Origin of the sequence: Tepidiforma thermophila, from assembly GCF_002563855.1 — a bacterium.
Taxonomy (GTDB): domain Bacteria; phylum Chloroflexota; class Dehalococcoidia; order Tepidiformales; family Tepidiformaceae; genus Tepidiforma; species Tepidiforma thermophila.
Window position 1 is genome coordinate 596,065 of the sequence record NZ_PDJQ01000001.1, and the last position, 23,652, is coordinate 619,716.

General features: G+C 72.6%; 20 protein-coding genes and 1 riboswitch. Of the genes, 11 read left to right on the forward strand and 9 right to left on the reverse strand.

Annotated elements, in window-relative coordinates; all coding sequences use genetic code 11:
- Positions 1-16 precede the first annotated feature (16 nt).
- Genes A9A59_RS02830 through A9A59_RS13650 form a run of 4 tightly spaced genes read right to left on the reverse strand, consistent with a single transcriptional unit; the run spans position 17 to position 4,171 of the window.
- Entirely contained in the window at positions 17-1,051 is a 1,035-nt protein-coding gene (locus A9A59_RS02830) for a glycosyltransferase family 2 protein (protein WP_098502835.1), read from the reverse strand.
- Positions 1,048-2,058: a glycosyltransferase family 4 protein gene (locus A9A59_RS02835; protein ID WP_165772459.1), complete on the reverse strand. Its 1,011-nt coding sequence runs from the start codon at positions 2,056-2,058 to the stop codon at positions 1,048-1,050. Before A9A59_RS02835 ends, A9A59_RS02830 begins: the two co-directional genes overlap by 4 nt.
- A complete protein-coding gene (locus tag A9A59_RS02840) occupies positions 2,058-3,107 on the reverse strand; it encodes a glycosyltransferase family 4 protein (RefSeq protein ID WP_098502837.1) in 1,050 nt (349 codons plus the stop codon). Before A9A59_RS02840 ends, A9A59_RS02835 begins: the two co-directional genes overlap by 1 nt.
- Positions 3,071-4,171, reverse strand: coding sequence for a hypothetical protein (locus A9A59_RS13650; protein ID WP_098502838.1), 1,101 nt, complete (start codon positions 4,169-4,171; stop codon positions 3,071-3,073). Before A9A59_RS13650 ends, A9A59_RS02840 begins: the two co-directional genes overlap by 37 nt.
- A gap of 63 nt (positions 4,172-4,234) precedes the next feature.
- Between A9A59_RS13650 and A9A59_RS02850 the strand changes: the two genes are divergently transcribed.
- The 4 genes from A9A59_RS02850 to A9A59_RS02865 are packed head-to-tail and all read left to right on the forward strand — an operon-like array spanning position 4,235 to position 8,225.
- On the forward strand, positions 4,235-5,647 hold the full coding sequence (locus A9A59_RS02850; protein ID WP_133117486.1) for an O-antigen ligase family protein: 1,413 nt from the start codon (positions 4,235-4,237) through the stop codon (positions 5,645-5,647).
- 39 nt (positions 5,648-5,686) lie between these two features.
- A complete protein-coding gene (gene cofD / locus A9A59_RS02855) occupies positions 5,687-6,619 on the forward strand; it encodes a 2-phospho-L-lactate transferase (RefSeq protein WP_098502840.1) in 933 nt (310 codons plus the stop codon).
- On the forward strand, positions 6,616-7,275 hold the full coding sequence (gene cofC, locus A9A59_RS02860) for a 2-phospho-L-lactate guanylyltransferase (protein WP_098502841.1): 660 nt from the start codon (positions 6,616-6,618) through the stop codon (positions 7,273-7,275). Before cofD ends, cofC begins: the two co-directional genes overlap by 4 nt.
- Positions 7,272-8,225 (forward strand): ABC transporter substrate-binding protein, encoded by a 954-nt coding sequence (locus tag A9A59_RS02865; RefSeq protein ID WP_098502842.1) that lies wholly within the window; start codon positions 7,272-7,274, stop codon positions 8,223-8,225. The genes cofC and A9A59_RS02865 overlap by 4 nt, the downstream gene beginning before the upstream one ends.
- On the opposite strand, the gene A9A59_RS02870 is transcribed toward A9A59_RS02865, so the two are convergent.
- The 4 genes from A9A59_RS02870 to A9A59_RS02885 all read right to left on the reverse strand — a co-directional run bounded on the left by A9A59_RS02870 (position 8,222) and on the right by A9A59_RS02885 (position 12,429).
- Positions 8,222-9,379 (reverse strand): phosphotransferase, encoded by a 1,158-nt coding sequence (locus A9A59_RS02870; RefSeq protein WP_098502843.1) that lies wholly within the window; start codon positions 9,377-9,379, stop codon positions 8,222-8,224. The genes A9A59_RS02865 and A9A59_RS02870 overlap by 4 nt on opposite strands.
- 83 nt (positions 9,380-9,462) lie before the next feature.
- Complete coding sequence (locus A9A59_RS02875; RefSeq protein WP_098502844.1) at positions 9,463-9,957, reverse strand: hypothetical protein; 495 nt, start codon at positions 9,955-9,957, stop codon at positions 9,463-9,465.
- Positions 9,958-10,013: 56 nt separating this feature from the next.
- Positions 10,014-11,345: a tetratricopeptide repeat protein gene (locus tag A9A59_RS02880; RefSeq protein ID WP_098502845.1), complete on the reverse strand. Its 1,332-nt coding sequence runs from the start codon at positions 11,343-11,345 to the stop codon at positions 10,014-10,016.
- A 58-nt stretch (positions 11,346-11,403) separates the two neighbouring features.
- The gene (locus A9A59_RS02885; RefSeq protein WP_133117487.1) at positions 11,404-12,429 is read right to left on the reverse strand and encodes an exonuclease/endonuclease/phosphatase family protein; all 1,026 of its coding nucleotides are present in this window, start codon (positions 12,427-12,429) and stop codon (positions 11,404-11,406) included.
- A gap of 415 nt (positions 12,430-12,844) precedes the next feature.
- On the opposite strand from A9A59_RS02885, the gene ileS reads away from it, so the two are divergent.
- Both ileS and A9A59_RS02895 read left to right on the forward strand, forming a co-directional pair.
- Positions 12,845-16,090: an isoleucine--tRNA ligase gene (gene ileS / locus A9A59_RS02890; RefSeq protein ID WP_098502847.1), complete on the forward strand. Its 3,246-nt coding sequence runs from the start codon at positions 12,845-12,847 to the stop codon at positions 16,088-16,090.
- Between the two features lie 84 nt (positions 16,091-16,174).
- Positions 16,175-16,309, forward strand: a riboswitch (cyclic di-AMP (ydaO/yuaA leader).
- A 79-nt stretch (positions 16,310-16,388) separates the two neighbouring features.
- Positions 16,389-17,717, forward strand: a complete 1,329-nt coding sequence (locus A9A59_RS02895; RefSeq protein WP_098502848.1) for an MFS transporter — start codon at positions 16,389-16,391, stop codon at positions 17,715-17,717.
- A gap of 4 nt (positions 17,718-17,721) precedes the next feature.
- Here A9A59_RS02895 and A9A59_RS02900 read toward each other — a convergent pair whose 3' ends face one another.
- Positions 17,722-18,552: an alpha/beta fold hydrolase gene (locus A9A59_RS02900; RefSeq protein WP_098502849.1), complete on the reverse strand. Its 831-nt coding sequence runs from the start codon at positions 18,550-18,552 to the stop codon at positions 17,722-17,724.
- A gap of 100 nt (positions 18,553-18,652) precedes the next feature.
- On the opposite strand from A9A59_RS02900, the gene A9A59_RS02905 reads away from it, so the two are divergent.
- From A9A59_RS02905 to A9A59_RS02925, 5 genes are all read left to right on the forward strand, one after another.
- A complete protein-coding gene (locus A9A59_RS02905) occupies positions 18,653-20,086 on the forward strand; it encodes an acetate--CoA ligase family protein (RefSeq protein WP_165772460.1) in 1,434 nt (477 codons plus the stop codon).
- 34 nt (positions 20,087-20,120) lie between these two features.
- On the forward strand, positions 20,121-20,915 hold the full coding sequence (locus A9A59_RS02910; RefSeq protein WP_165772461.1) for a class I SAM-dependent methyltransferase: 795 nt from the start codon (positions 20,121-20,123) through the stop codon (positions 20,913-20,915).
- Positions 20,916-20,981: 66 nt separating this feature from the next.
- Entirely contained in the window at positions 20,982-22,349 is a 1,368-nt protein-coding gene (locus tag A9A59_RS02915) for an NAD-dependent malic enzyme (RefSeq protein ID WP_098502852.1), read from the forward strand.
- A 54-nt stretch (positions 22,350-22,403) separates the two neighbouring features.
- Entirely contained in the window at positions 22,404-23,123 is a 720-nt protein-coding gene (locus A9A59_RS02920; protein ID WP_098502853.1) for a hypothetical protein, read from the forward strand.
- The gene (locus tag A9A59_RS02925) at positions 23,107-23,553 is read left to right on the forward strand and encodes a CoA-binding protein (RefSeq protein ID WP_098502854.1); all 447 of its coding nucleotides are present in this window, start codon (positions 23,107-23,109) and stop codon (positions 23,551-23,553) included. Before A9A59_RS02920 ends, A9A59_RS02925 begins: the two co-directional genes overlap by 17 nt.
- Positions 23,554-23,652 lie beyond the last annotated feature (99 nt).

Genomic DNA, 23,652 nt, shown 5'->3' on the forward strand with positions numbered 1-23,652 from the left:
TTACAGCCGGGCGCGGTCAGGCCCGGTTCGCGCGTTCGCGCCACCAGCCTTCGAGGAAGCCGGCCCCGTAGGCGAGGTGCATGGTGGCCATGGCGGCAAAGGTGAGCACCGGGTTCGCGCCATGGCGCTTTGCGGCCCGGTACGCCGCGAACCCGCCGAGCCCGAGGTAGGCAAGCGCCAGCCCGCGCAGGGCGAGCCGCGCCGTTTTCGAAACCCGCCCCGCCAGCCAGAGCGCGGGCCCGCCGACGACCATCGCCGAGGGCGCGAAGTGCCGCGGCCGGAGCGGCCGCCCCCGCGCGAAGAGCGTGCCCTTCGCCGCGCCGTACTCCCGGTACTGCCGTGCCAGCGCCTGCAGTGTCCGCCGCGGGTAGTAGGTCGAGCGGATCGCCGGGTCCAGCCAGATCCGCCCGCCGGCTTCGATGACGCGGGCGTTGTAGCTGTCCTCGTCGGCGCCGTCGACCGTTTCGTCGAATTCGCCGACCACCTCCCAGACCCGCCGGTGGTAGCAGCCGAACGGCACCGTATCGACGTAGCCCGCTTCGTTCGCGTAGCGGAACTTCGCGTTGCCGACGCCGAACGGGGAGGACATCGCGGCCGCGATGGCGCGGCCCACGGCGCCCTCGCCGACTGTGTCGATCGGCCCGCCGACGCAGGCCGCGCCGGTCCGCTTCAGCGCTTCGACCGACTGGCGGACGAAGTCGGGCCGCACCGTGCTGTGCGCCCCGATGATGATCCAGCAGTCGCCGCGCGCCGCCTTCATCCCCTCGTTCAGGCCGGCCACCGTAATCCGGCGTGGGTTGTCGACAAGTTCGAGGCGGGCGAAGGGTGAGCAGTAGCTCCGCACCAGCTCGCGCGTCGCATCGGTGCTGCCGCCGTCGGCCACGATGACCTCGATCCCGTCCGGGCCGTAGTCCTGCGCGGCGAGCGCATCGAGCAGCCCCGTGATGTACCGCTCTTCGTTCAGGCAGGGGATGACGATCGAGACGAGCGGCCGCTCGGGAAGGGTGAGCGGGGCATCGTCGAGGCGGGCAGACGTGGCTGGCGCGGTCATGCCTCCACGCTACCACGGCCCGCGCGGCGGTCAATCCGCGCCCGGTGCCACGCCTCGACCCGCCCGGCGACCACGGCGGCGTCGTGATGCTCCTCCACCCACCGCCGGGAGGCCGCGCCGACGGCCCCGGCCAGCGCCCGGTCATCGAGGAGCTGCTCCACCGCCGCGGCGATCGCCTCGGGCGTTTCCGCGTGGACCACTGGCGCCTCCACGCCGTACACCTCGGCGAAGCGGAACGACGCGATGACCGGCCGCCCGCAGGCCATCCCCTCCAGCTCGACCATGCCGATCGCTCCCTCGTGCACCTGCCCGATGAGCACCCGGTGGCGGGCCATCAGCCCCGGGAGCCGCTCGCGCGGCTGGTGGAGGAGGAGCACGACGGTCGGGAGCGCCTCGAACTGCCGCGTCAGTTCGCCCCCGGCGATGGCCGTGACCCGCAGGCCGGGGCGGCGGGCGCTGAGCTGGCGCATCGCAGCGAGGATCTTCTCTGCGCCTTTGTTGCGCGCGAGGGCGCAGATGATGAAGACATCGCGCGCATCGGCCGGCAGCGGCTGCGGCCGGAAGGTCGCGGTATCGACCGGGTTCGGCAGGAACTCGGCATCGGGCCGGACGGCCGTGCACCACGGCGCAAGGTCCGGCGTGGAGTAATACACGTGCGCCGCCCGCCGGAGGGCCAGCCGGATCAGCCCGCGCCACGGCCGCCGGGCGAGGTCGCGCACGTCGTCGCCATGGCAGTGGAGGACGTACGGAACGCCCGCGAGGATGCCCACCAGCCCGAGGTAGGCGTAATGGATGTGGACCGCATCGTACCGGCCCCGGCGGAGCCGGGCTGCCAGCCGCACCCAGTCCATGACCCGCAGCGGGGCGACCGCCAGCTTCAGCAGCGGCGGCAGCTTCGCCCCGTACAGCCGCGGCAGGAGGATGTCGACGGTGTGCCCGCGGGCGCGCAGGCCAGCGGCGAGCCCGGCGGCGACGGAAGCGACGTCGTTGACCTGTGCGAACCGCATCAGGCTGCCGGTGCTGCGGGGATAGGTTCGCCGCGGACGATCGCCCGGGCCACGGCTTCGACGCGGTCGACGACCCGGTCCACCGCGTGGTGCCGCTCGACCCATGCCCGCCCGGCCGCCCCGGCCCGGTCGCGCAGGGCGGGGTCGTCGGCGAGGCGTCCGACGAGCCGGGCGATGTCGTCGCCGTCGACGGCGGAGAGGAACGGGGGCGGCTCGGCGTAGGCGCCCTGTTCGTTGAACCAGGTCACCACTGGCCGCCCGCAGGCCATCGCCTCGAGCTCGGCCATGCCGGCCGCGCCGAGCCGCGCCTGGCCGATGACGATGCCGTGCTCGTCGATAATCTGCGGCAGCCGGCTCCGCGGGTGGCGGGCGTAGAGCGTCACGTTCGGGAGCTCCCGGAAGGCGGCCGTGTACTCGCCCCCGCCGAAGGCGTCGATCCGGAGGCCGGGGTGCGTCTCGGCCAGCAGCCGGCAGGCGCGGAGGATGCGGCCCGCACCCTTCACCTCGGTCAGGGCGCAGGCGACCCAGGCCGACTGGTGGGCCGAGGGCGGCGTCTTCGGGGCGAACAGCGCGGTATCGACCGGGTTCGGCAGGAACTCGGCGTCCGGCCGCAGCGGCAACACCCAGCCCGCCAAATCGGGCGTGGAGTAGAACACGTGGCGCGCCTGACGGATGGCGTTGGCGATCAGAGGCCGGGTGAAGGCCGTGCCGCCGCGGAGGTCGGTGCCGTGGCAATGGAGGATATAGGGGAAGCCGCCGAGCGCCCCGATGTTGCCGAGGTAGGCGTAGTGGATGTGGACGAGGTCGTACCGGCCGGCCCGGATGCGCCGGATCAGGTCGAGCCAGTCGAGCGCGCGCAGCGGGCCGGTGATCGGCTTAATGTTCGGGTGGAGCTTCGCGCCCACCAGCCGCGGGTAATAGTAATCGACGGTGTGGCCGCGGGCGCGCAGCCCGCCACCGATCTCCGTCGCGACCGAGGCGATGTCGTTGATTTCGGCGATGCGCATGAGGGTCACCCCTCGCCCGGGCGCCGCGACGGGCTCAGCCACTCCAGGGCAAAGATGGCCGCCAGGCCGAAGATGACCGTCACCGCAAGCGCCACCGCAACGCGGCCGGCGAGCGTGCCCGCCAGCCCGCCCGAGAAGCTGTACGACGTCTCGATCCGGCTCTCGGCGCTGCGGACGGCAATCTGCGCGTTGCCGAGATTTACGTAGGCGGCATCGCGCACCTGGCGCAGCCCGCGGACCTCGTTCAGGAGCGCCTGCGTGGCCGGGTCGAGCTGCTGCTCGGGGAGGGCCGGGGCGAGCCGGCTGTACTCCTCCAGGGCCGCCTCCAGGGCCGCAACCCGCGCGTCCAGGACGGCCGCAGCCTGCCCGGCCTGCACCGGCTGGCCGATAACGGCCGCTGCGATCGCCGCCGCCGCTTCCGGGCTGGCGCCGGATGCCGCGGCCAGGGCGCCCTTCGCCTCGGCAAGCTGCCGCGTGAGCTCGGCCCGCTGCTGGGTCACGAAGACGAGCGGGTTGGCCTCGCCCCGCGTCTCGACCAGCGCCGCCAGGTCGATGCCTCTGCCCGCGGTGGCCTGCGCCAGCCGCTGGTAGGCAGCCTGGTAGTCGGCCTCGGCGTTTGCCGCCACCTCCCGGCGCCGGTCCACGAACCGCGTCCGGAAGAGGCCGTCGGGCTTCGTGTACTCGGCCGTGTAGACGTCGACGAACGCCTGCCGGTACCGCTCCGCTTTCGCCCTGTCCGGGTCCGAAATCGTCACCGTCAGGATGCCGCGCGAAATACCGTCGCCGACGGAGATGGGGGAGAGGCTCACGCTGAAGCGGGCGTACTCGAAATCGGACTCCCCGATCGCCGCAATGACCTTCTCCTTGAAGGCCGGGTCGGCCGTCATCGCCTGCGCCTCGAAGATCCGCAGCCCTCGGTCGCCGCCGATGACCAGGTCGTGAACCGTCGTGTCCAGCGTCATCGTCGCCACGGCCGTCGACCCGCCGGAGACGGCGCCGATGGCGAGCGCTGCCAGGAGGCCGAGTGCGGCGAAGGGGAGGAACACCCACCAGCGGCGCCGGATGACCTCGACGTCGCGCTGGAGGCCGCTGGTTTCGGAGGGCATCGCGAGGTATGGTAGGTTCGCCCGGTTTCACCGGTCAATTGTGAAGCACTTCACGAGGTGCGCGTGCCCCACCCCGACCTCGCGCTCGTGGTCTTCGTGCAGGCGGCGCTGTTCGCCGCCGTCGTCATCCTCCGCGAGCCGAAGCTGCTCATCCCTGCGGTCGTCATCGGCCTCCCCGTCGAATACCTCCAGACACAGGCGGTCGACACGCTCGGCGAAAGCGGCGTCGGGGGCGCCATCCGCGCGATGCTCAACCCCGGCAAGGCCGCCATGGCGGCCACTATCGTGGTCGCCGCCTGGCGCGCCCGGTACGATCCCCGGCGGCTCCTTCCGCCGAGCCGTGTACTCCTCCCGGCGCTCGTCATCCTCTTCCTGTCGATCGTCGGCCTCGCCTGGGCCGACCTGCAGCGGCCGAACAACGCCGTGCTCATCCTGGTGCTGTATGTGGGGTTCGTCTTCGCCGCGCCGTCGCTCATTGACGACCGGCGCGACCTCGAGCGGATTCTCGCCGCGTTCTTCCTTGCGGCAATCGGGCTTTCGCTCCTGGCCGTGGCCCAGCGGCTGCTCGGCGTCTTCCAGTGGCGGGCCATCCTCGTGCAGTCCGATGCCTACAGCTACCGCGCGAACGCCACCTTCGCCGACCCGAACAACCTGGCCCGGCTGCTCGCCATCACCATCGCGCTGGCCGCCGCCGGCCTCCTCGCCCTCGGGCCGCGGCGGCTGACGGTTTACCTCGCAGCGCCGGCGCTCCTGCTTTCCGCCCCGGCGCTCATCGCCACCGCCTCGCGCTCCGGCTGGCTTGGCATGCTGCTGGCCAGTTTCATCGTTGTGGTCCTCGCGCCCGTGCCGCGCTACACGAAAACGCGCATCACCGTGGCCGCCTTCGGCACGCTGGCCGCACTCCTGGGCCTGCTCCTGGTCCAGGGCGGCGCCGATGCGGCCCGCGTCCGTTCGCTCGCGGGCGGCGTCGATGTCGTCCTCGGCGTCCGCCAGTTCCTCATCCGCGCCGGCTGGGAGATGTGGAAGGATAACCCGCTCGTCGGCGTCGGCACCGGCAGCTACCAGAACGCCCTGCTCGTCGCCTACAACTCCGTGATGCCCTACTGGGCGAAGACCTCGCTCTCCCACACCTCGTTCATCAGCATCCTCGCCGAGTGGGGGCTGGTCGGCGTCGTCGCCTTCGCCTTCTTCGCTGGCCGGGTCGGCGCTGCCGCGGTCCGCATCTATCGCAGCGCCGGCGACCCCTTCGAGCGGATGCTGGGCGGCTGGCTGATCGCCGCCTTCGTCGAAATCCTCTTCCAGTCGCAGTCCGAGGGGCGGCTGTTCGAGGAGCCGTACCTCTGGCTGCTGCTCGCGCTCGTCGCCGCGCTCGAAGCCGGCGCCGCCCGCCGCGCGCCCGCTGCCGCGCCCGCCGCGGCCGCGCCGGCTGCATCCGCGCCCGCACCGCCCCGCGAGCCGGCGGCGGCCCCCGCCTGATCGCGGCCATGCGGCCCGGGCGGTAGCATGGAGCCCGCCATGTACACGGTCCTTGCCGGCGGCGTCGGGGCCTCCCGCTTCCTGCAGGGGCTCGCCGCGGCCGTCCCCCAGCGGGAGATCACCGTCATCTCCAACACCGGCGACGACCTCGACTTCGCCGGCCTGCACGTTTCGCCCGATACCGACATCGTCATCTACGCCCTCGCCGGCGCCGTGAACCCCGAGACCGGCTGGGGGCTCGCCGGCGATACCTTCGCCGTTGTCGAGGCGCTCGAACGGTTCGGCTACCCGCGCTGGTTCAACCTCGGCGACCGCGACCTCGCGATGTCGCTCCACCGGACCCGCCTCCTGCGCGAGGGCTGGCCGATGCACCGCATCGCCGCCGAACTCGCCCGCGCCTGGGGCCTCGAGGTGCGCCTCCTGCCGATGAGCGACGACCCGGTCCGCACGCTCATCGAAGGGCCGGAGGGCGAGCTGCCGTTCCAGGAGTACATGGTCCGCCTGCGGACGGAGGTGGAGGTCCGCGGCTTCCGCTTCGCCGGCGCGGAGGCGGCCCGCCCGGCCCCGGGCGTGCTCGAAGCGATCCGCGAGGCCCGGGCCGTCATCCTCGCGCCCAGCAACCCCTTCGTCAGCATCGGACCGATCCTCGCCGTGCCCGGCATCCGCGAGGCGCTGGCCGGCACCCGCGCCCGCCGGGCCGCCGTCAGCCCCATCATCGCCGGGCAGGTCGTCAAGGGCCCGGCCGCGAAGATGCTCGCCTCGCTCGGCCACGAGGTCTCCGCCCTCGGCGTGGCCCGGCTCTACCGCGGGCTCATCGACCTGTTCGTGCTCGATACGGCCGATGCTGGGCTCGCGCCGGAGGTCGAGGCGCTCGGCATGCGCGCCCTCGTCACCGAGACGCTGATGACGACCCCCGAGCGGAAGCGCGCGCTCGCCGCTGCGGTCCTCGCCGCACTGGAGGCTGCCCCGTGACGCTCCCGGTCCTCATCCCCGTCAACCGGCTCGAACAGGCGAAAGGCCGCCTCGCCCCGCTTCTCACCGAGGCCGAGCGGGAGGAGCTCGCGCTCATCACCGCCGAGACGGCGGCCCACGCCGCCGGCGCCGCTGCCGTCATCCTCACGGCCGACCCGCGGGTCATTGAGCGGATGGCCGGCCGCTACCGCGTCCTCCCGGAAGACCCGGCCGTGCAGGGGCTGAACGCCCAGCTCGAACGCGCCATCGAACGGCTGCGCGCCGACGGCACCGTCGCCGACCGGCTGCTCATCCTCCACGCCGACCTGCCGCTGGTTCGGGGCTGGACCATCGAGACGCTCGAGGCGGAGGACGAGGGGCCCGGCTGCGTGGTGATGGTCCGCAGCCGCGATGGCGGCACCAACGCCATGCTCCTCCACCCGCCGGGCCGCTTCGCGCTCGCCTACGGGCCGGGCAGCTTCGAACGGCACGCGGCAGCTGCCCGCGCTGCAGGGATGCGCGTCATCGAAAGCCCGAACCGCGAGCTGCAGCTCGACCTCGATACCCCGGCCGATGTGGCCGCCCTCCTCGCCACGGCCCGTGGCCAGCAGACAGCCGCCGGCCACTACCTCCTCGCCATCGGCGCCGACCGGCGCCTCGCGGCCGCGCAGGCATGAGGCGGCTGCTCCCGGCGCTCGCGGCCGCGCTCCTGCTCGCCGGGGCTGCCTGCGGCTCCGAGCGGCAGCAGGCGCCGCCCCGCCCCACGCCGACCCCCACCCTCGCCGGCAGCGCCCCGGCCGGCGACCGCGTCGTGACCGATATGGCCGGCCGCGCGGTGCGCCTCCCCGCCCGGGTGGAGCGCGTGGTGGTCACCGCGCCCGCCGCAGCCGATTACGCCCGTGCCCTCGGGCTCGAGGTCATCGGGCAACCCTCGGATATCCCCCCGGCGGCCGGGGCGCAGCCGGTCGGCAGCACGCTCAACCCCGACTTCCCCGCCATCGCCGCCCTCGCGCCCGACCTCGTCATCGGCGACGCCGCCGTGCAGGGCGCGCGCATCGCCGATTTCGACCGCTTCACTGTGCCCGTCTACCTCGTAAAGGCCGCGGACTACCTCTCGATTCTCGATGCCATCGAGCGGCTCGGCGCGGCCGTCGGCCGGGAGGAGGAGGCGGCTGCCCTCCGCGGCGACGTCGAAGCGCGCGTTGTCGCCGCCGCGCTGGCCGCCCGGGAGCGCCGCGGGGCCGCCGGCCCGCGCGTGCTCGTGCTCACCGGCGCCGGCCGCGACACCTTCGCCGCCGGACCCGCCACCTACGTGGGCAACCTGCTGAGCATCCTCGGCGCCGAGAACGCCCTCGCGAACCCGCCCGAGGGCGGCCCGCTGCCCGGGTTCGGCGTTATCGATGTCGGCCAGGCCGCGCTCCTCGCGCCCGATGTCGTGCTGGTGCTCCCGGCCGCCGACGGCGGCCTCGACACGCTCATCCGGAGCGACCCGGCCTGGGCGACGACGCCCGCAGTCCGGGACGGCCGGGTGCACGTGCTCGACCGGATGCTCTTCCTGCGCGCGCCCGGGCCGCGCATCGCCGAGGCGATCGAAACGCTCCTCGTCCTCCTCTACCCTGCGCCCTAGCCCTGCTGCCGGGCCGCTGCCGCCTCGAGCACCAGCGGATGGGGCCGCTCCTCCAGCGTATCCAGCACGTCGTACGCCTCGAGGTCGAGGATCGCATCCAGGGCCCGCCGGAGCATCGCCCGGGCCAGCGCCAGCCCGCGCTCGTTCGCCAGGTCGATCGACCCGCACGAGACCACCGGGTAGGTGAGGCACCACATGACGGTCATCCGGTAGTCGTCCCAGCACTGCTCCCAGCTGTAGTCCCGCACGCCGTGCTCCAACAGCGTGTCGTAATACGCGCGGACGATGTCGCGCTCGTGCGCCCGGCGGACAGGCGTATCGACCGACTGGCTCATGAAGTAGCCGATGTCGTACGGGCCGCGCGCTTTGACGGCGATCTGCCAGTCGACCAGCGTGAGCGGCGCGTCGCCCTCGGGGCTGCCCCAGAAGACGTTGTCGAGGCGGAGGTCGCCGTGGCAGAGCGTCTCCGGTACCTGCGAGAAGCGGTCCTGCATCGGGTTCATCCGGTGCATGTACCGGAGGACGAGGCCGCGCTCGAACTCGCTCAGTTCGCCGCCGAAGTTCTGGAGGAACGGTTCGACGGCCTGCGCGAAGGCGACGGCGGCCATCAGGTTGACGGGGTCGTTCCCGCGCGGGATCCAGTCGAGCGCGGCCAGCTCAGGCGCGTTCCACCAGCGGGCGTGCAGCTTCCCGATTTCGCGCGCGAGCGTGAAGCACTCCTCGGCCGAGGCCCCGGCCACCTGGTCGCCCAGGCGCAGCCCGGCGAGGTCCTCCATCAGGATGATGTACTGTACCGATTCGGGGTCGCCGGCCGTGTAGTACGCCCGGGCGCTGCGGACGCCGATCCGGTGGGCCAGCTCGTCGTAGATGCGGCGCTCTTTCTCGTAGAAGCCGAGCATGTGGGCCACACCCCGGCCGCCGGGGTCCGCCGTCGGGATCTTGGCGATCAGCGTCTGCGGCGCGCCCGGCTCCTCCCGGTCGTAGACGAGGGTGATGCGGGCGAGTTCGCCGAGGATGCCGACGCCTTCGCCGATCCGCTGGCGTGGGGCCTCGACGACGCGGGCCTCGCGCAGGTGGCCGCGCTCGCGCAGCGCGGCGGTCAGCCACTCCGGCGTGACGTCATCCATCGTGGCGGGAATGGAAAGGCTGGTCATTCAGCAAAAACCCCCCGGGCGAACAGATTTGAGGAATCTATCACCAGGGGGCGTTGGGGGCGATGCGCCCGGTGCGGTCCTGCTTACAGCTGGGGCGGCGGCGCCTTGGCCGGCTCGCGCAACTCAACCCAGAGGAGGGCCACGATCGCCGAGACGATGGTCAGCGCCATCGAAATGCCGCCGAGCGCGGCCACGATCCGCCGCGTGTCCCGGCTCATCCCGTCGATGTCGCCGAGGAAGACCGAGACGGTGAAGATGCCCGTGAGCAGCAGGAAGCCGCCGGGCACGGCCAGCGCCTCCCATTTCCCGCGGTACATCAGGTGGCCGAAGGCGAGCCCGGCAATCGCAAAAAATGGAATCAGCATCACGAGCCAATCGCGGTGGTTGTCCCACGAATCGCGCAGCTCGAAGAGCGCCACCGTAAAGATGACCGAGAAGGCGACGCCCATCCCCAGGCCCCAGAAGCGGCCCGTGAGCTCCCGCCAGTCGATCGGCGGGCGCTTCGGGCGGGTCGCCCGGTCGTGGATGTAGCTCGATTTCTGCGGTTCGTACGGTGCGGGAAGCGAAAAGTCGGCCATGCTGGCCCGATTGTGGCCGGAAGCGCGGGGTAGAGGCAACCGCCGGGGCCGCCGGCTCAGGCGGTCGCTGCCTCCCGCGCGGTGATGTGCTCCAGCCAGCGGCGGTCGCGGCCGTTCGGGCGCCGGTCGAGCCGCTCCTCGAGGATCGTCCGCGCCTGTTCGAGCCGGCCGGCCCGCGCGCACGCCTCGATGAGCGTCTCCTCGAAGACGTCGCGCTGGGCATGGCTGCCGCCGAGCCGGATGACCTCCGGCCGCGCCAGCTGGAAGAGGTTCGCCGCCCGGTCCCAGTCGCCATGGGCGAAGGCGAGGTACCCCTCGGCCAGCGTCACGAGCACCGGCCCGGCGTACACCTTCCCGCCGGCCACCCGGTCGCGCAGCTGGCCGACCAGCATCGTCAGGCGGTCGGTGTCGTTCACCGCGCACCAGGCAATGAGGCAATGGGCATCGGCCCAGGTAGTCCCGGGCCGCGGGAACCGGTCTGCGGCGTACGCGGCAACCTCGGCCCACGGGAGGTCGGCTGCCGGCCGCTCGGTGAGGGTGCAGCGCCAGAGGAGCGAGGCGGCATCGGCGATGGTGCCCAGCGGCGGTGAGGTGGCCACCGACGGCCGGATGACCCGGTCGTACAGCTCCATGACCCGCTCGAAGTTCCCGGCCGCCAGCTCGAAGAGGGCGAGGTGCCAGTGGTTGTGGACGTAGAGCTGGTGGGCCGGGTCGTAGCCGACGAGCCACTCCCGCAGGAAGGCCGCGCCGCCCTCGGCGTCGCCGGTCTCGTAGGCGATATGAGCGACGGTGTGGGAGGCGTGGCCGTTGCGCGGGTTCCCGGCGAGGGAACGCTCCACGGCCTGCTGCGCCTCGCGGTGGCGGAACAGCTCGTTGTAGGCAAAGGCGATCTGCGAAAGGAACCACCAGTCATCGCCGTAGGCCCCGGCGAGCGGTTCGAGCAGGGCGAGCTGCTCCTCGTTCCGCTCCAGCCGCCCGCTGAAGCCGATGAGCCCGTAGACGCCCGTGGCCTGCGAGAGCACGAAGGCATCGCGCGGGAACTCCGCCACGTGGGCCCGGACCTTCTCGAGCGCGCCGCGCGGGTCGCCCGCCACGGCGGTCGCGATGGCGTCCACGTGCTGGCGCTCCCGCCGGGTCGCCCCGCCGACCACCTGCAGGGCGCGGTCGGCGGCCTCGCGGGCTTCGGCCGGCCGTGCCCGGAACTGGAGCATCCGCGCCTCGGCGATGTGGGCGAGGGCGAAGCCCGGGTCCTCGAGCCGTGCCTCGCGGAAGCAGGCCTCGGCCTCGGCTTCGGCGGCGAGCGCGTGGTCGAGCCCGCGGCAGTACGCCTCGGCGGCTCGCGGCGAGGTGGTGGAAAGTTCGAGCCCGTAGCGGTCGGTAAAGGCCATGCGCGTCCCCCCGGCAGCGTGGGGGCATTCTAGGGCAGCCGGCGCGCGTCCGCGCGGGCTACTGGCCGCTCCGCTTCGGCACGGGGAAAAGCGCCCAGACCCCGTTGTGGTCGCTCGCATAGAGCGGGCGGCCGTCCGGCAGCCGGCCCGGCTTCGTCGCAAACGCGGCCGCCACCGAGGCCCGCCACCCTGCCGAGAGGATGAACGACGTCCGTACCGTCGGCTCCGGCTGCTCGCCGATGACGCCCGGGCGGCAGCAGGTCGGCGGGTCGATGCCGGCCAGCGGGTCCTCGAAACCGAGGCCAATCAGCGCCTCGTAGGCGGGCGAGCCCGGCGGATCGGAAAGGTCGGCGAGGATGATCGCCGGCCCGCCGGTCCGCTGCTTCCGCACGAACTCGGCGAACGATTCCGCCTGCTGGCCGCGCAGCCGTTCGCCTCCGCCGGTGAGGTGGGTGATGAAGACGTCGACGGTGCCCAGCGCCGGCGGCCCCTTGATGCGGACGTGGAGCGCGGCCCGCCCTTCGGTCTCGCTCGTGCGCGGGTTCAGCCATGCCGGCGTCGCGCCCAGCACCACCCACCGGTCGCTGCGGACGAGCACCAGCTCGCCCTCCTCGAAGCCGATCTGCCTTGCGAGCTCCCGGTTTTGCTGCTCGGTGCGGCCAGCGAACCACGGGTTCGCCTGCACGAAGAGCGGCTCCATCTTCAGCTCGGCGGCGAGTTTCGCCACTGCCGAGCCGTGCTTCGCCGTCCACGTGGCCTCGCTGAAGCCGACGAGGTCGGGCCGGTAGCTCCGCAGCTCGTCGATGACGAGCTGGAGCCGCTGCTCGAAGGTGTCGCCGGCGATGGGGTCATTCGCGTCGGTCTGGATCGGGCTCATCAGGTTGATGAAGGCGACCCGGAACTCCGTCGGCTCCGGCGTCGGCTCGGGCGTCGGCACGGGCCGCGTCGGTGTCGGCTCCGGCGTCTCGACCGGGCGCGCGTAGCTGTCGGAGGGAGTGTTCCCCGAGCAGGCGGCGCCGAACCCCGCGAACGCCGCCGCAGCGAGGAAGCCGGCAAGCAGCCGCCGCCGGGTCAGCATTGACATTCCCCCTCGGGCGCTGCTGTAGTGGAGCCCATCGGCGATGACGGAGACGAGTAGCGCCGCATCGGCCGTCCAGCGAGCCCCGGCGGGTGGAAGGGGGCACGGCACGGCAGCGCGAACATCCCTCCCGAGCCCCCGGCCGAACGGCGCCCCGCGCGCCCAGTAGACCCGGGCGGAGGCCCACCGTTACCAGGGGCAGGGGCGTGCTGGCGCCCCATGAGTGCCCGCCGCACGGCGGGAACCAGGGTGGTACCGCGGGCGCGCGCGCTCGTCCCTGGAGCGGGGGCAGGCGCGCGTTGTCGTGTCCGGGCCTCCATGCGCGCATCCATCTCGCCGAAGGGTACGATACCGCCGCCCGCCGCGGCCTTCTCATTCGCACCCTGTGGCGTCAACGCTGCGTCCTGCACCGGAGGCCACCGTGTTCCGTCCTGTCGACCCAAAGGTCAGTTTCCCCGAGCTCGAAGCGCGCATCCTCCAGTTCTGGAAGGAGCACCGCATCTTCGAAAAGAGCATCGAGCAGCGCCCGGAAGACCGCCTCTTCGTCTTTTACGAAGGCCCGCCCACGGCCAACGCCCGCCCCGGCATCCACCACGTCCTCTCCCGCGTCTTCAAAGACCTCATCCCGCGCTACAAGACGATGCGCGGCTACCGCGTCCCCCGCAAAGGCGGCTGGGATACCCACGGCCTTCCCGTCGAACTCGAAATCGAAAAGGAGCTCGGCCTCAAATCCAAGCCCGAGATCGAGGAGTACGGCATCGCCGCCTTCAACGAGAAGTGCAAGGAGTCCGTCTCCCGCTACGTCGAAGAGTGGACCCGCCTGAGCGAGCGGATCGCCTTCTGGGCCGATTACGACAACCCCTACGTCACCTACGACAATGGCTACATCGAAACCTGCTGGTGGATCTTCAAGCAGCTCTGGGATGCCGGCTTCGTCTACCAGGACTACCGCTCCACGCCCCACTGCCCCCGCTGCGGTACCAGCCTCAGCGACCACGAAGTCGCCCTCGGCTACCAGGACGACGTGCCCGACCCCTCCGTCTTCGTGAAGTTCCGCATCCCCGGCGATGCCCTCGCCGCCGCAGGCTTCCGCACCGACAGGCCGCTCGCCCTCGTGGCGTGGACCACCACCCCGTGGACGCTCCCCGGCAACGTCGCCCTCGCCGTCAAGAGCGATGCCTCCTACGGCGTCTACGACCTCGGCGACGAGGCCGTGGTGCTCGCTGAAGCCCTCGCCCCGCGCGTGCTCGGCGAGGGCGCGCAGCCGGCCGCTTCGCTCCGCGGCGAGCAGCTCGTCGGCATCGCCTATGAACCGCTCTACCGGCCCGAGCTGCTCGGCCACCCGGTCCGCCGTTTCGGCGACGACGGCCGCCTCCGCCCGCTCGCGCCCGGCGAATCGACCGATGGCCTCCGCCGGGTCATCGCGGCCGACTACGTCTCGCTCGAAGACGGCTCGGGCATCGTCCACATCGCCCCGGCCTTCGGCGGCGAGGACTTCGAAGAGGGCAAGCACTACCGCCTCCTCTTCGCCCAGCCGATCGACCTCCGCGGCATCATGGCCGAGGGCCTGCCCGGCGCCGGCAAATTCGCCAAGCAGGCCGACCGCGACATCGAGCGCGACCTCGAGGAGCGCGGCCTGCTCCTCAAGAAGGGCACCATCCGCCACACCTACCCCTTCTGCTGGCGCTGCGGCACCCCGCTCCTCTACTACGCCAAGCCGAGCTGGTACCTCCGCACCACGGCCCTCCGCGAGCAGCTCCTCGCCGGCAACGAACGGATCAACTGGTACCCCGAGCACATCAAGCACGGCCGTTTCGGCAACTGGCTCGCGAACAACATCGACTGGGCCGTCAGCCGGGAGCGGTACTGGGGCACGCCCCTCCCCTTCTGGCGGTGCGATGCCTGCGGCGAGACGGCCTGCATCGGTTCCCGCGCCGAGCTTATCGAACGGGCCGAAGACCCGGAGGCCGCCCGTGCCCTCGACGACTTCCACCGCCCCTTCGTCGATGCCATCACCATCCGCTGCGCGGCCTGCGGCGGCACCGCCCGGCGCGTCCCCGAGGTGGCCGACGCGTGGTTCGATAGCGGCGCCATGCCCTACGCCCAGTGGCACTTCCCCTTCGAGCACGAGACGGAGTTCCAGCGCCACTTCCCGGCCGACTTCATCTGCGAGGCGATCGACCAGACCCGCGGCTGGTTCTACACCCTCCACGCCGAGGCCACGCTCCTCCACGCCGCCGGCGCCATCCCCGACGGCATCGCCTACCGCAACGTCATCTGCCTCGGCCACATCAACGACGAAAAGGGCAACAAGATGTCGAAGAGCCGGGGCAACACGGTCGACCCGTGGACCGTCATCGACCGCCACGGCGCCGATGCCACCCGCTGGTACATGTACGCCGCCAGCCCCGCCGGCTCGCCCCGCCGCTTCAGCGCCGGCCTCGTCGAAGAGGGGCTCCGCCGCTTCCTCCTCACCCTCTGGAACACCTACAGCTTCTTCGTCAGCTACGCCAGCATCGACGGCTTCCGCCCCTCCGGCCGCTGGGAGCCGGCCGCCGAAATCGACCGCTGGCTCCTGAGCGAGCTGAACGCCCTCATTGTCAAAGTCACCGATGAGCTGGAGGCGTACGACCCGACCGACGCCGCCCGCGCCATCGAAGCATTCGTCGACGACCTGTCGAACTGGTACGTCCGCCGCTCCCGCCGCCGCTTCTGGCGCGGCGCTACCGAGGGCGACGCCGACAAGCAGAGCGCCTACGAAACGCTCTACGCAGCCCTCACCACCCTCGCGAAGCTGCTGGCGCCGTTCACGCCGTTCGTCGCCGAGGAGCTCTGGCAGAACCTCGTCCGCACCGTCGACCCCGCCGCGCCCGAGAGCGTCCACCTCGCGGCGTGGCCCGAGCCGGACCCGGCGCGCATCGACGCCCGCCTCAACGCCGAGACACAGCTCATCAAGCGGCTCTGCTCCCTCGGGCGCGCGGCCCGCGCGAAGGTCCAGATCAAGGTGCGCCAGCCGGTCGCCGAGGTGCTCGTCAGGCTTCGCGACCCCGCCGAAGCCGCGGTCGTCGAGCGCAACCGGCACCTTGTGCTCGAAGAGCTGAACGCGAAGGCGCTCCGCATCGTCGAGGACGAGACCGCCGTCGTCGCCTACGACGTCAAGCCGAACCTCCCGGTCCTCGGGCCGAAGCACGGGCAGGCGGTCGGCGCCATCCGGCAGGGGCTGGCGGCGATGGACCCCGCCGAGGTCGCCGCCGCCGTCCGCCGCGGGCGCACCGTCACCGTCGCCGGCATCGAGCTGGAGCCCGGCGACATCCTCCTCCAGGCGCAGGACCGCGAGGGGTACGCCGCCGCACAGGAGGCCGGCTACACCGTGGCCGTCACGACGGCCATCACGCCCGAGCTTGCCGATGAGGGGCTCGCCCGCGAAATCGTCCGCCGGCTGCAGGACCTCCGCCGCGAGGCCGGCTTCGAGCTCGCCGACCGGATCATCGCCTGGGTTGCCGGCGACGCCGATGTCGCCCGCGTGCTGGAGCGCCACGGCGCCTACATCCGCGGCGAGACGCTCGCGCTCGAACTTCGCAGCGAGGAGCCGCCCGCCGATGCGGCCCGCGCCGAGGAGGACCTGGAGGGGACGCCCGTCGTCTTCGGGGTGCGCCGGGCGCGCTGAGCGGCTGTCTCCGCGGCACCGGCCGGGGACTGGTCGTTCGCCGTTCGTGAACCGTGTGCAAACCGGCCGATCACGGGCGGCGTATACTGTGCGAAGCCGAATCTCCGCCCACGCGGAGAGCGGGGGACCCAACGCACGGGGTGAATCGCGCGCAGGCGCGTAGGCAACTCCCAATGCCGAACCCGTCAGCTAACCTCGCAGGCTCTTGGGAGAGACGCGGAACCGGCACCTCCCGTCTCTCGAGGCCACCGGCCGCACCGCACCCGGCGCGGCCACCGGACTGTCACGGGGGAACGGGATGGATTCCCGCGAGCCGTCATCGCTTCGCTTCGAACGCGCCCTGAGCTACGCCGCGCGGTTCACCGCGCAAACGTCCCAGAACATCTGGCTGGCCGCGCTCTTCCTCGTCGCCGGCACCGGAGCGAAGCCTGCGCTCGACCTCTCGAGCCTCTTCATCGCCATGCTCCTGCCCTCCATCCTGCTCGGCCTGCCGGGCGGGTCGATTGCCGACCGGCTCGGCCCGGGCAGGGGCTACGCCTTCGGGGCGCTCCTGCGCTTCCTGCCGGTGGCCGCCGGCACCTGGCTCCTCGATGGCGGCACCAGCGCCTGGGTGCTCGCCTTCCTCTACTCCACCGGCTCCCAGGTCTTCACCCCGGCCGAGCTCGCCCTCGTCCGGCCGCTCCAGGCGAGCCATGTCGGCCGCGTCCACTCCTGGCTGGCGGCGCTCCAGTACGCCGGCCAGGCCGCGGGGATGCTCGTGCTCGCGCCCGCGCTCTACTTCCTCGGCGGTCCCACGGCGATGGTGATCGGCGCTGCGGTCGGCATGTCCCTCCTCTTCGCACTGACCGTGGTGCTGGCCGTGCGGGTTGCACCGCTGGCCCGGGCGTTCGCTGCCGGCAGCGCCCGGGCCGCCCTCAGCTTCCGCGAGACGATCGCCTTCTTCGGCCGCGAATCGCTCGCCCGCTACGCCCTCGTCGCCCTTGGGCTGAAGATGGTGGTCTCGAAAGGGATCGTCGTCGCCCTCCCCTTCTACCTCGAGCGCGACCTCGGCCTCGGCTGGGAGGCGATGGCGTACCTCTTCGCGCCCGGGGTCCTCGGCGTGCTGGCCGGGCTCTGGTGGTGCAGCCGCGAGCTGACCCTTGCCCGCGCCCACGAGGTGCTCAGGCTCGGGCTCCTCGGCCTGCTGGTTGCGCTGGCGGCGCTCACCGCCCTCGATTACGGCATCACCGCGGTCGCCCAGTACAGCCACATCCCGCCGGTGGCCCGCCTCGAAGCCTCGATGAACACCACCTTCGCGGTCGCCATCCCCGTCGCCTTCCTGCTTGGGGTCTCCCTTTCCGGGCTCCTCATCGCCGGGCGCGTCGCGCTCACCGAGACGGCCCCGGCCGGCCAGCACGGCCGCGTCTTCGCCGTCCAGCTCACCCTCACCGAGACGGCGATCTCCCTGCCGCTGCTCGCCCTCGGCGTGGGCACCACCTACGCCGGCGCCCGCGTCACCCTCGCGGCCATGGCGCTGCTCGTCGGCGGCTTCCTCCTCCTCGCCGAGCTCGACCGGGCGCGGTTCCTCCGCAGGGTCGGGCAGCCGGCCGACCTCCTGCCCCGCCCCGCAGCCTCGCCCGGGGCCTGACGGCTCAGCCGAGCAGGAACGGCCGCACCGCCTCGAGGAACCCCTGCGGCCGCTCGAGCGGGATCGAATGCCCCGCCCCCGGCACCTCCACCAGCCGGCAGTCCGGGATCGTCGCCGCCATCCGGGCCGCAACCTCCGGCGCGAGCACGTCGCTCCGCTCGCCGCGGACGAGCAGCGTCGGCGCAGCAATCTTCGCGAGCTCCCGCCACGAAGCCTCCGGGTCCGGCCGGCTGATCGGCCGCGTCCCATCGCGGAAGGCGCGGTCGTACCGGAACGTCCAGGTCCCGTCCTCCAGGAGGAGGAGGTTGTTCAGCGTGCGGCGGCGCGCCTCGGCGGGGTCGGCGTTCGGGTTCGCCCGGAGCGCCCGTTCGACCGCCTCCTCCGGCGAGGCGAAGATGTCCGGCGCACGCACGCCCGACTGGATGCGCGCGGCCCCGGCTGCGTGGACCTCGGGGCCGATATCGACGATGACCAGCCGCTCGACCGCCCCGGGGTAGCGGGCCGCAAAGAGGTAGGCGTTGCGGCCGCCCATCGAGAGGCCGAGCAGCGCGAACCGCTCCAGCCGCAGCGCCTGCGCGAAGGCGCGCAGGTCCTCGACCATGGCATCGGCCGTGTAGTCGTCGGCCCAGGCGCTTTCCCCGTGGCCGCGCTGGTCGAGCGCGTAGAGGTGGAACTGCGGCTGCATTGCCGCCGCAAAGGTGTCCCACGAGCGGGCGTGCCCGGTGAACCCGTGCAGCAGCACGAGCGGGGGCCGCCCGGGGTTCGGCCATTCCCGGTAGTGGAAGCGGAGGCCGCGCAGCAGCGCGTACTGGTCGAGCGGGGGCGGAAGCGTCACAGGTGGTCCTCCGTCGGGCGCAGCGTCGGTGTGCCGCGGATGCTACGCTGCCCGCCCGCGTCCGCAACCCCGCAAGCCGCCCCTCCCGTACAATCCGGGCGTGACCCGGTTCCCTTCGACGCCCGACCTCGACCTCCTCTTCCGTCCCCGCTCCGTTGCTGTCGCCGGCGCCTCCACCAACGTCGACAGCCCAGGCCACGACTACCTCGAAGCGATCAAACGGCAGGGGTTCAGCGGCCCCATCTACCCCATCAACCCGAAGGCCGACACGGTCGCCGGCCTCCGCGCCTACCCCTCCCTGCGCGAGGTGCCCGGCCAGGTCGACCTCGTCATCTCCTGCGTGCCGGCCCCCGCCGTCCCGGAGCTGGTCGAACACTGCGGCGAAAAAGGCGTCCGCTTCCTCCACCTCTTCACCGGCCGGTTCAGCGAAACCGGCGACGCCGAGGCCGCCCGCCTCGAACAGGCGATCGCCCGCCGCGCGGCCGAGCTCGGAGTGCGCATCCTCGGCCCGAACGGCATGGGCCTCTACCACCCGGCCGGCGGCCTCTCCTTCCGGCCCGACTTGCCGACCGACCGGGGCGGCGTCGCCTTCCTCAGCCAGTCCGGCAACAACGCCGTCGAGGTCATCACCCGCGGCAACGCCCGCGGCCTCGCCTTCGGCAAGGTCGTCAACTACGGCAACGGGCTCGATATCACGCCGGGCGAACTCCTCCGCTACCTTGCCGACGACCCTGAGACGACGGTCATCGGCGGCTACGTCGAAGGCGTGCCTGACGGCCGCGGCTTCTACGAAGGACTGCGCGCTGCCGCCGCCCGCAAGCCGGTCATCATCCACAAGGCCGGGCGCACCCGCGCCGGCGCCCGCTCCGCGGCCTCCCACACCGCCGCCCTCGCCGGCCAGGCCGAGCTCTGGAGCACCGTCCTCCGCCAGGCCGGCGCCATCGAAGCCCGGAACCAGGACCAGCTCCTCGACCTCATGGTCGGCGCCGCGCTCCTCCGCCCGCCCGCCGGCCGGCGGATCGCCATCGTGGGCGGCGGCGGCGGGCGCAGCGTCCAGTCGGCCGATGCCGCCGAAGAGAACGGCTTCGAGGTCGTGCCCCTCCCGCATGCCGTGCGCGAACGGGTCCGCGAGCGCGCCCCCATGCTCGCCGATTGGGTCGGCAACCCGGTCGACCAGTCGATCCTCGCCGGCAGCGGCCTCTCCTCGAACGGCCTGCTCGAGCTGATGCTCGAAGGCGACCACTACGACCTCGCCATCGCCAACGTCGGCGAGGACTGGTTCTTCGGCCGGCCCGATGCCGCTGACCGGCTGAAGCACGCCTGCGGCCGGCTCGCCGCCATCGCCGCCGCCAGCACGAAGCCGGTTGCCGTCGTCCTCGGGCCCACGGAGACGCGCAACCGCGACCACCGCGCCCTCGTCGACGAGGTCCGCGACGACTTCGTCGCCCGGGGCATCGCCGTCTTCCCGAGCGTGGAGCGCGCCGCCTTCGCCCTCGGCCGGCTCGTCCAGGCCGCGGAGCGCCGCCGGGCCTAGCATGCCGGCAGGCCGCCGGCGGGAGGTTTTGCACATGGGCACCGACGACGTCCTCGCGCACTACCGCGGAGAGGCGCTCGCCGAGCGCATCCTTGAGGCCGCCCGCGCGGCCGGCGTCCACCCGCTTACCCCGGCCGCGCTCGCCCCCGCCGACCAGTTCCACATGGGCGGCCTCCGCGCCACCCGCGAACTCGCCCGCCTCGCCGGCATCGGCCCCGGCGACCGCGTGCTCGACCTCGGCTGCGGCCTCGGCGGCCCCGCCCGCGTGCTCGCCGCCGAGTTCGGCTGCGAGGTCACGGGCGTCGACCTCTCGCCCGAGTTTGTCCGCTCGGCTGCGGTGCTGACCGAGGCCTGCGGGCTCGGCGAACGGGCCGCCTTCCGCGTGGCCGATGCGACGGCGCTCCCCTTCGCCGATGCCAACTTCGATGTCGTCTTCACCCAGCACGCGGCGATGAACATCGCCGACCGGCGCGCCTTCTGGTCCGAGGCGTACCGGGTGCTCCGGCCCGGCGGGCGGTTCGCCTTCTTCGATGTCATCCGCGGGCCGAACCCGGCCGAGCCGGCCTACCCGCTGCCCTGGGCGGGCGACCCCGCAATCAGCTTCCTCCTCGATGCCGGGGCGACCCGCGCGCTGCTGGAGGAGGTCGGCTTCGTCATCGAGGCCTGGAACCAGCCCCCGCCGCCCGTCGGCCGTCCCGATACGTCGAGCCCCTTCTCCCTCCGCGCGGTGATGGGCGCCGGGATGGAGCAGCGGGTCGCCAATCTCGCGGCCTGCATGGCCGACGGCCGCCTCGGGCTGCTGCAGGGGGTGTGCCGCCGCCCGGCCTGACCCTGGCTCGTCGCCCGGAGGCCGGCGCCGGGCGAAACTTGGAATATCGCGTCCCGGGGCCCTCGCATGCCCGATTCCGTCGAACCCCGCCCGATGGTGCTCCGCACGTTCCGCGTGCGCACCAGCAACCACGTCGGCGTCCTCGCCCGCGTCCTCGCCATCCTCGCCGAGCACGGCGCCTCTATCGGCGACCTCCGCACCGTCTTCATGGGCCCCCTCAGCCGCGTCCGCGATATCGAAATCGGCTTCGCCGACGCGGCCGAGATCGAGCCGGCCATCCGCGCCATCGACGCCACCGGCGAGGCCCATGTGCTCGAAGTGCGCGACGAGGTGCTCGACCTCCACGTCGGCGGCAAGCTCGTCATCCGCGCCCGCCACCCCATCGCCAGCGAGGCCGACCTCCGCCGCGTCTACACGCCCGGCGTCGGCGAAGTCGCCCGCCGCATCGCCGCCGAACCGGAGCTGGCCGACCACTACACTATGCGCGCGAGCACCGTCGCCATCGTTTCCGACGGCACCGCCATCCTCGGGCTCGGCAACCTCGGGCCGCTCGCCGCCCTCCCGATCCTCGAAGGGAAGGCCGCCATCCTCGCTGAGCTCGTCGACGTCAGCTGCGTCCCGCTGGCGGCCGGGGCCGTGCCCACAAGCGAGCTCGTGCAGGCGATCGCGACCGTTGCGCACGGCTTCGGGCTGGTCCTGCTCGAAGATATCGCCGCGCCGCGCTGCTTCGAGGTCGAAGCCGGCCTCCGGGCAGCCGGCATCTCCGTCTTCCACGATGACCAGCACGGCACCGCAGCCGTCGTCCTCGCCGCCGTCATCGGCGCTGCGGGACTGGCCGGGCTCGACCTCGCCCGCTGCCGGGTGGGCTGCATCGGCCTCGGCGCCGCCGGCACCGCAATCGCCCGCGCGCTCATGGACTACCTCGGCCGCCCCGTCCTCGGCGCCGACCTCGACCCGGGCGCCATCGAACGGTTCCGCGCCGCCGGCGGCGAACCCTCCGACCTCGCCGCCATCATGGCCACCTGCGACCTCGTGGTGGCGACAACGGGCCGACCGGGCCTTATCGAGCCGGCCATGGTCCGCCGCGGACAGGTGATCCTCGCCCTCTCCAACCCCGTCCCCGAGATCGAGCGCGACGTGGCGATGGCCGCCGGCGCCGCGCTGGCCACCGACGGCCGGGCGACCAACAACATGCTTGCGTTCCCCGGGCTCTGCCGGGGCGGGCTCGATGCCGGCGTCCGCGAGTTCGTCCCGGCGATCTTCCGGGCCGCCGCCGAGGCGATCGTGCAGAGCGCTCCCCCCGGGCAGCTGCTTCCCCCGCCGCTCGACCGCGCCGTTCATCGGCGGGTGGCCCGGGCCGTCGCCGGCGCGGCGATCGATGCCGGGGTCGCCACCCGCGAGGTGCCGCCCGATTACATGCTCGAAGGCCGCTGACGCCCCCGAGCGCATTGACCGCCCGCCCCCCGACCCTCGACGATCAACCACGACATGGTCACCGACCTCCCCGGGCACGTCGTCGAACAGCGCCGCGACGGACGCAAGACCGTCCTCCTCCACCGCTCGATGGCCGTCATCGGCGACGACCGCATCGAAATCAAGAGCGCCCGCGGCACCGTCATCCTCCCCCTCATCGGCCTCCTCGTCTCGTTCGCCATCGGCTGGTTCATGGTCGACCGCGGCCCCGCCCTCCCCTTCTGGCTGCTGGTCATCCTCCTCCTCGTCCTCATCATCCTCGTGCCCGTCTCGGTCATGGGGCTCGTCGGCGCCCTCGTCGGCGCCGATGTCGTCATCGATCGGCGAAAGGGCTCGGCCACCTGGCAGCAGGGCTACCTCGGCATGGGCATCGGCACCAGGGAGCTCGTCCCCTTCGCGAAAATCGACCACCTCGAAATTTGCATCGAAGGCGACCAGCCCGACCGCTGGCACGACCTCCCCGATGACCTCCGCCAGTTCTCCCTTATCCTCGTCAAGAAGAGCGGCAAACGCCTGCCCATCTGCAACGTCCCCGTGCCCGCCTACGGCCAGGAGGACGGCATGGACCGCACCCTCGCCGTCGGTCAGGCGGTCGCCGCAATGACCGGCGCCCGGCTCGACCTGCCCGCGGGCTGGGAGCTGGTCGAAATCGACCTCGAGACCGGCCAGCCGGTCACCAAACCCGCCGGGGAACGGCCCCGGCCACGGAGGAAGCGCCATGACCGCAGCCGCTGACCAGGCCGCCATCGACCTCTTGATGAACGCGAAGACCATCGCCGTCGTCGGCCTCGACAGCCGCACCGACCGCCCGGCCTACCGGATCGCCAGCTACCTCAAAGAAAACGGCTACCGGGTCATCCCGGTCCACCGGGGGCGCTTCCCGGCCGACGAAATCCTCGGCGAACGGGCCTACGCCTCCCTGCGCGACATTCCCGGGCCCGTCGACCTCGTCGACGTCTTCGTCCGCCCTGCCGATACCGACGAGGTGATCGACGACGCCATCGCCATCGGCGCAAAGTGCGTCTGGCTGCAGGAGGGCATCACCAACGACGCCGGCATCGAGCGGGCGCGGGCGGCCGGCCTCGCCGCCATCCAGGACCGCTGCGCGAAGGTGGTCCACCAGCAGCAGGCGGCGCGCCGCGCCGGGGAGAACGCCGCAGGCTGAACCGCCAGGCTCCGCGTCCCGCCCTGGCCGGGTGCGCCGTGAGCCGGAGCACACCAAAACGGGGCCGCCACCAGGCGGCCCCGCTGCATTCGCCGGACG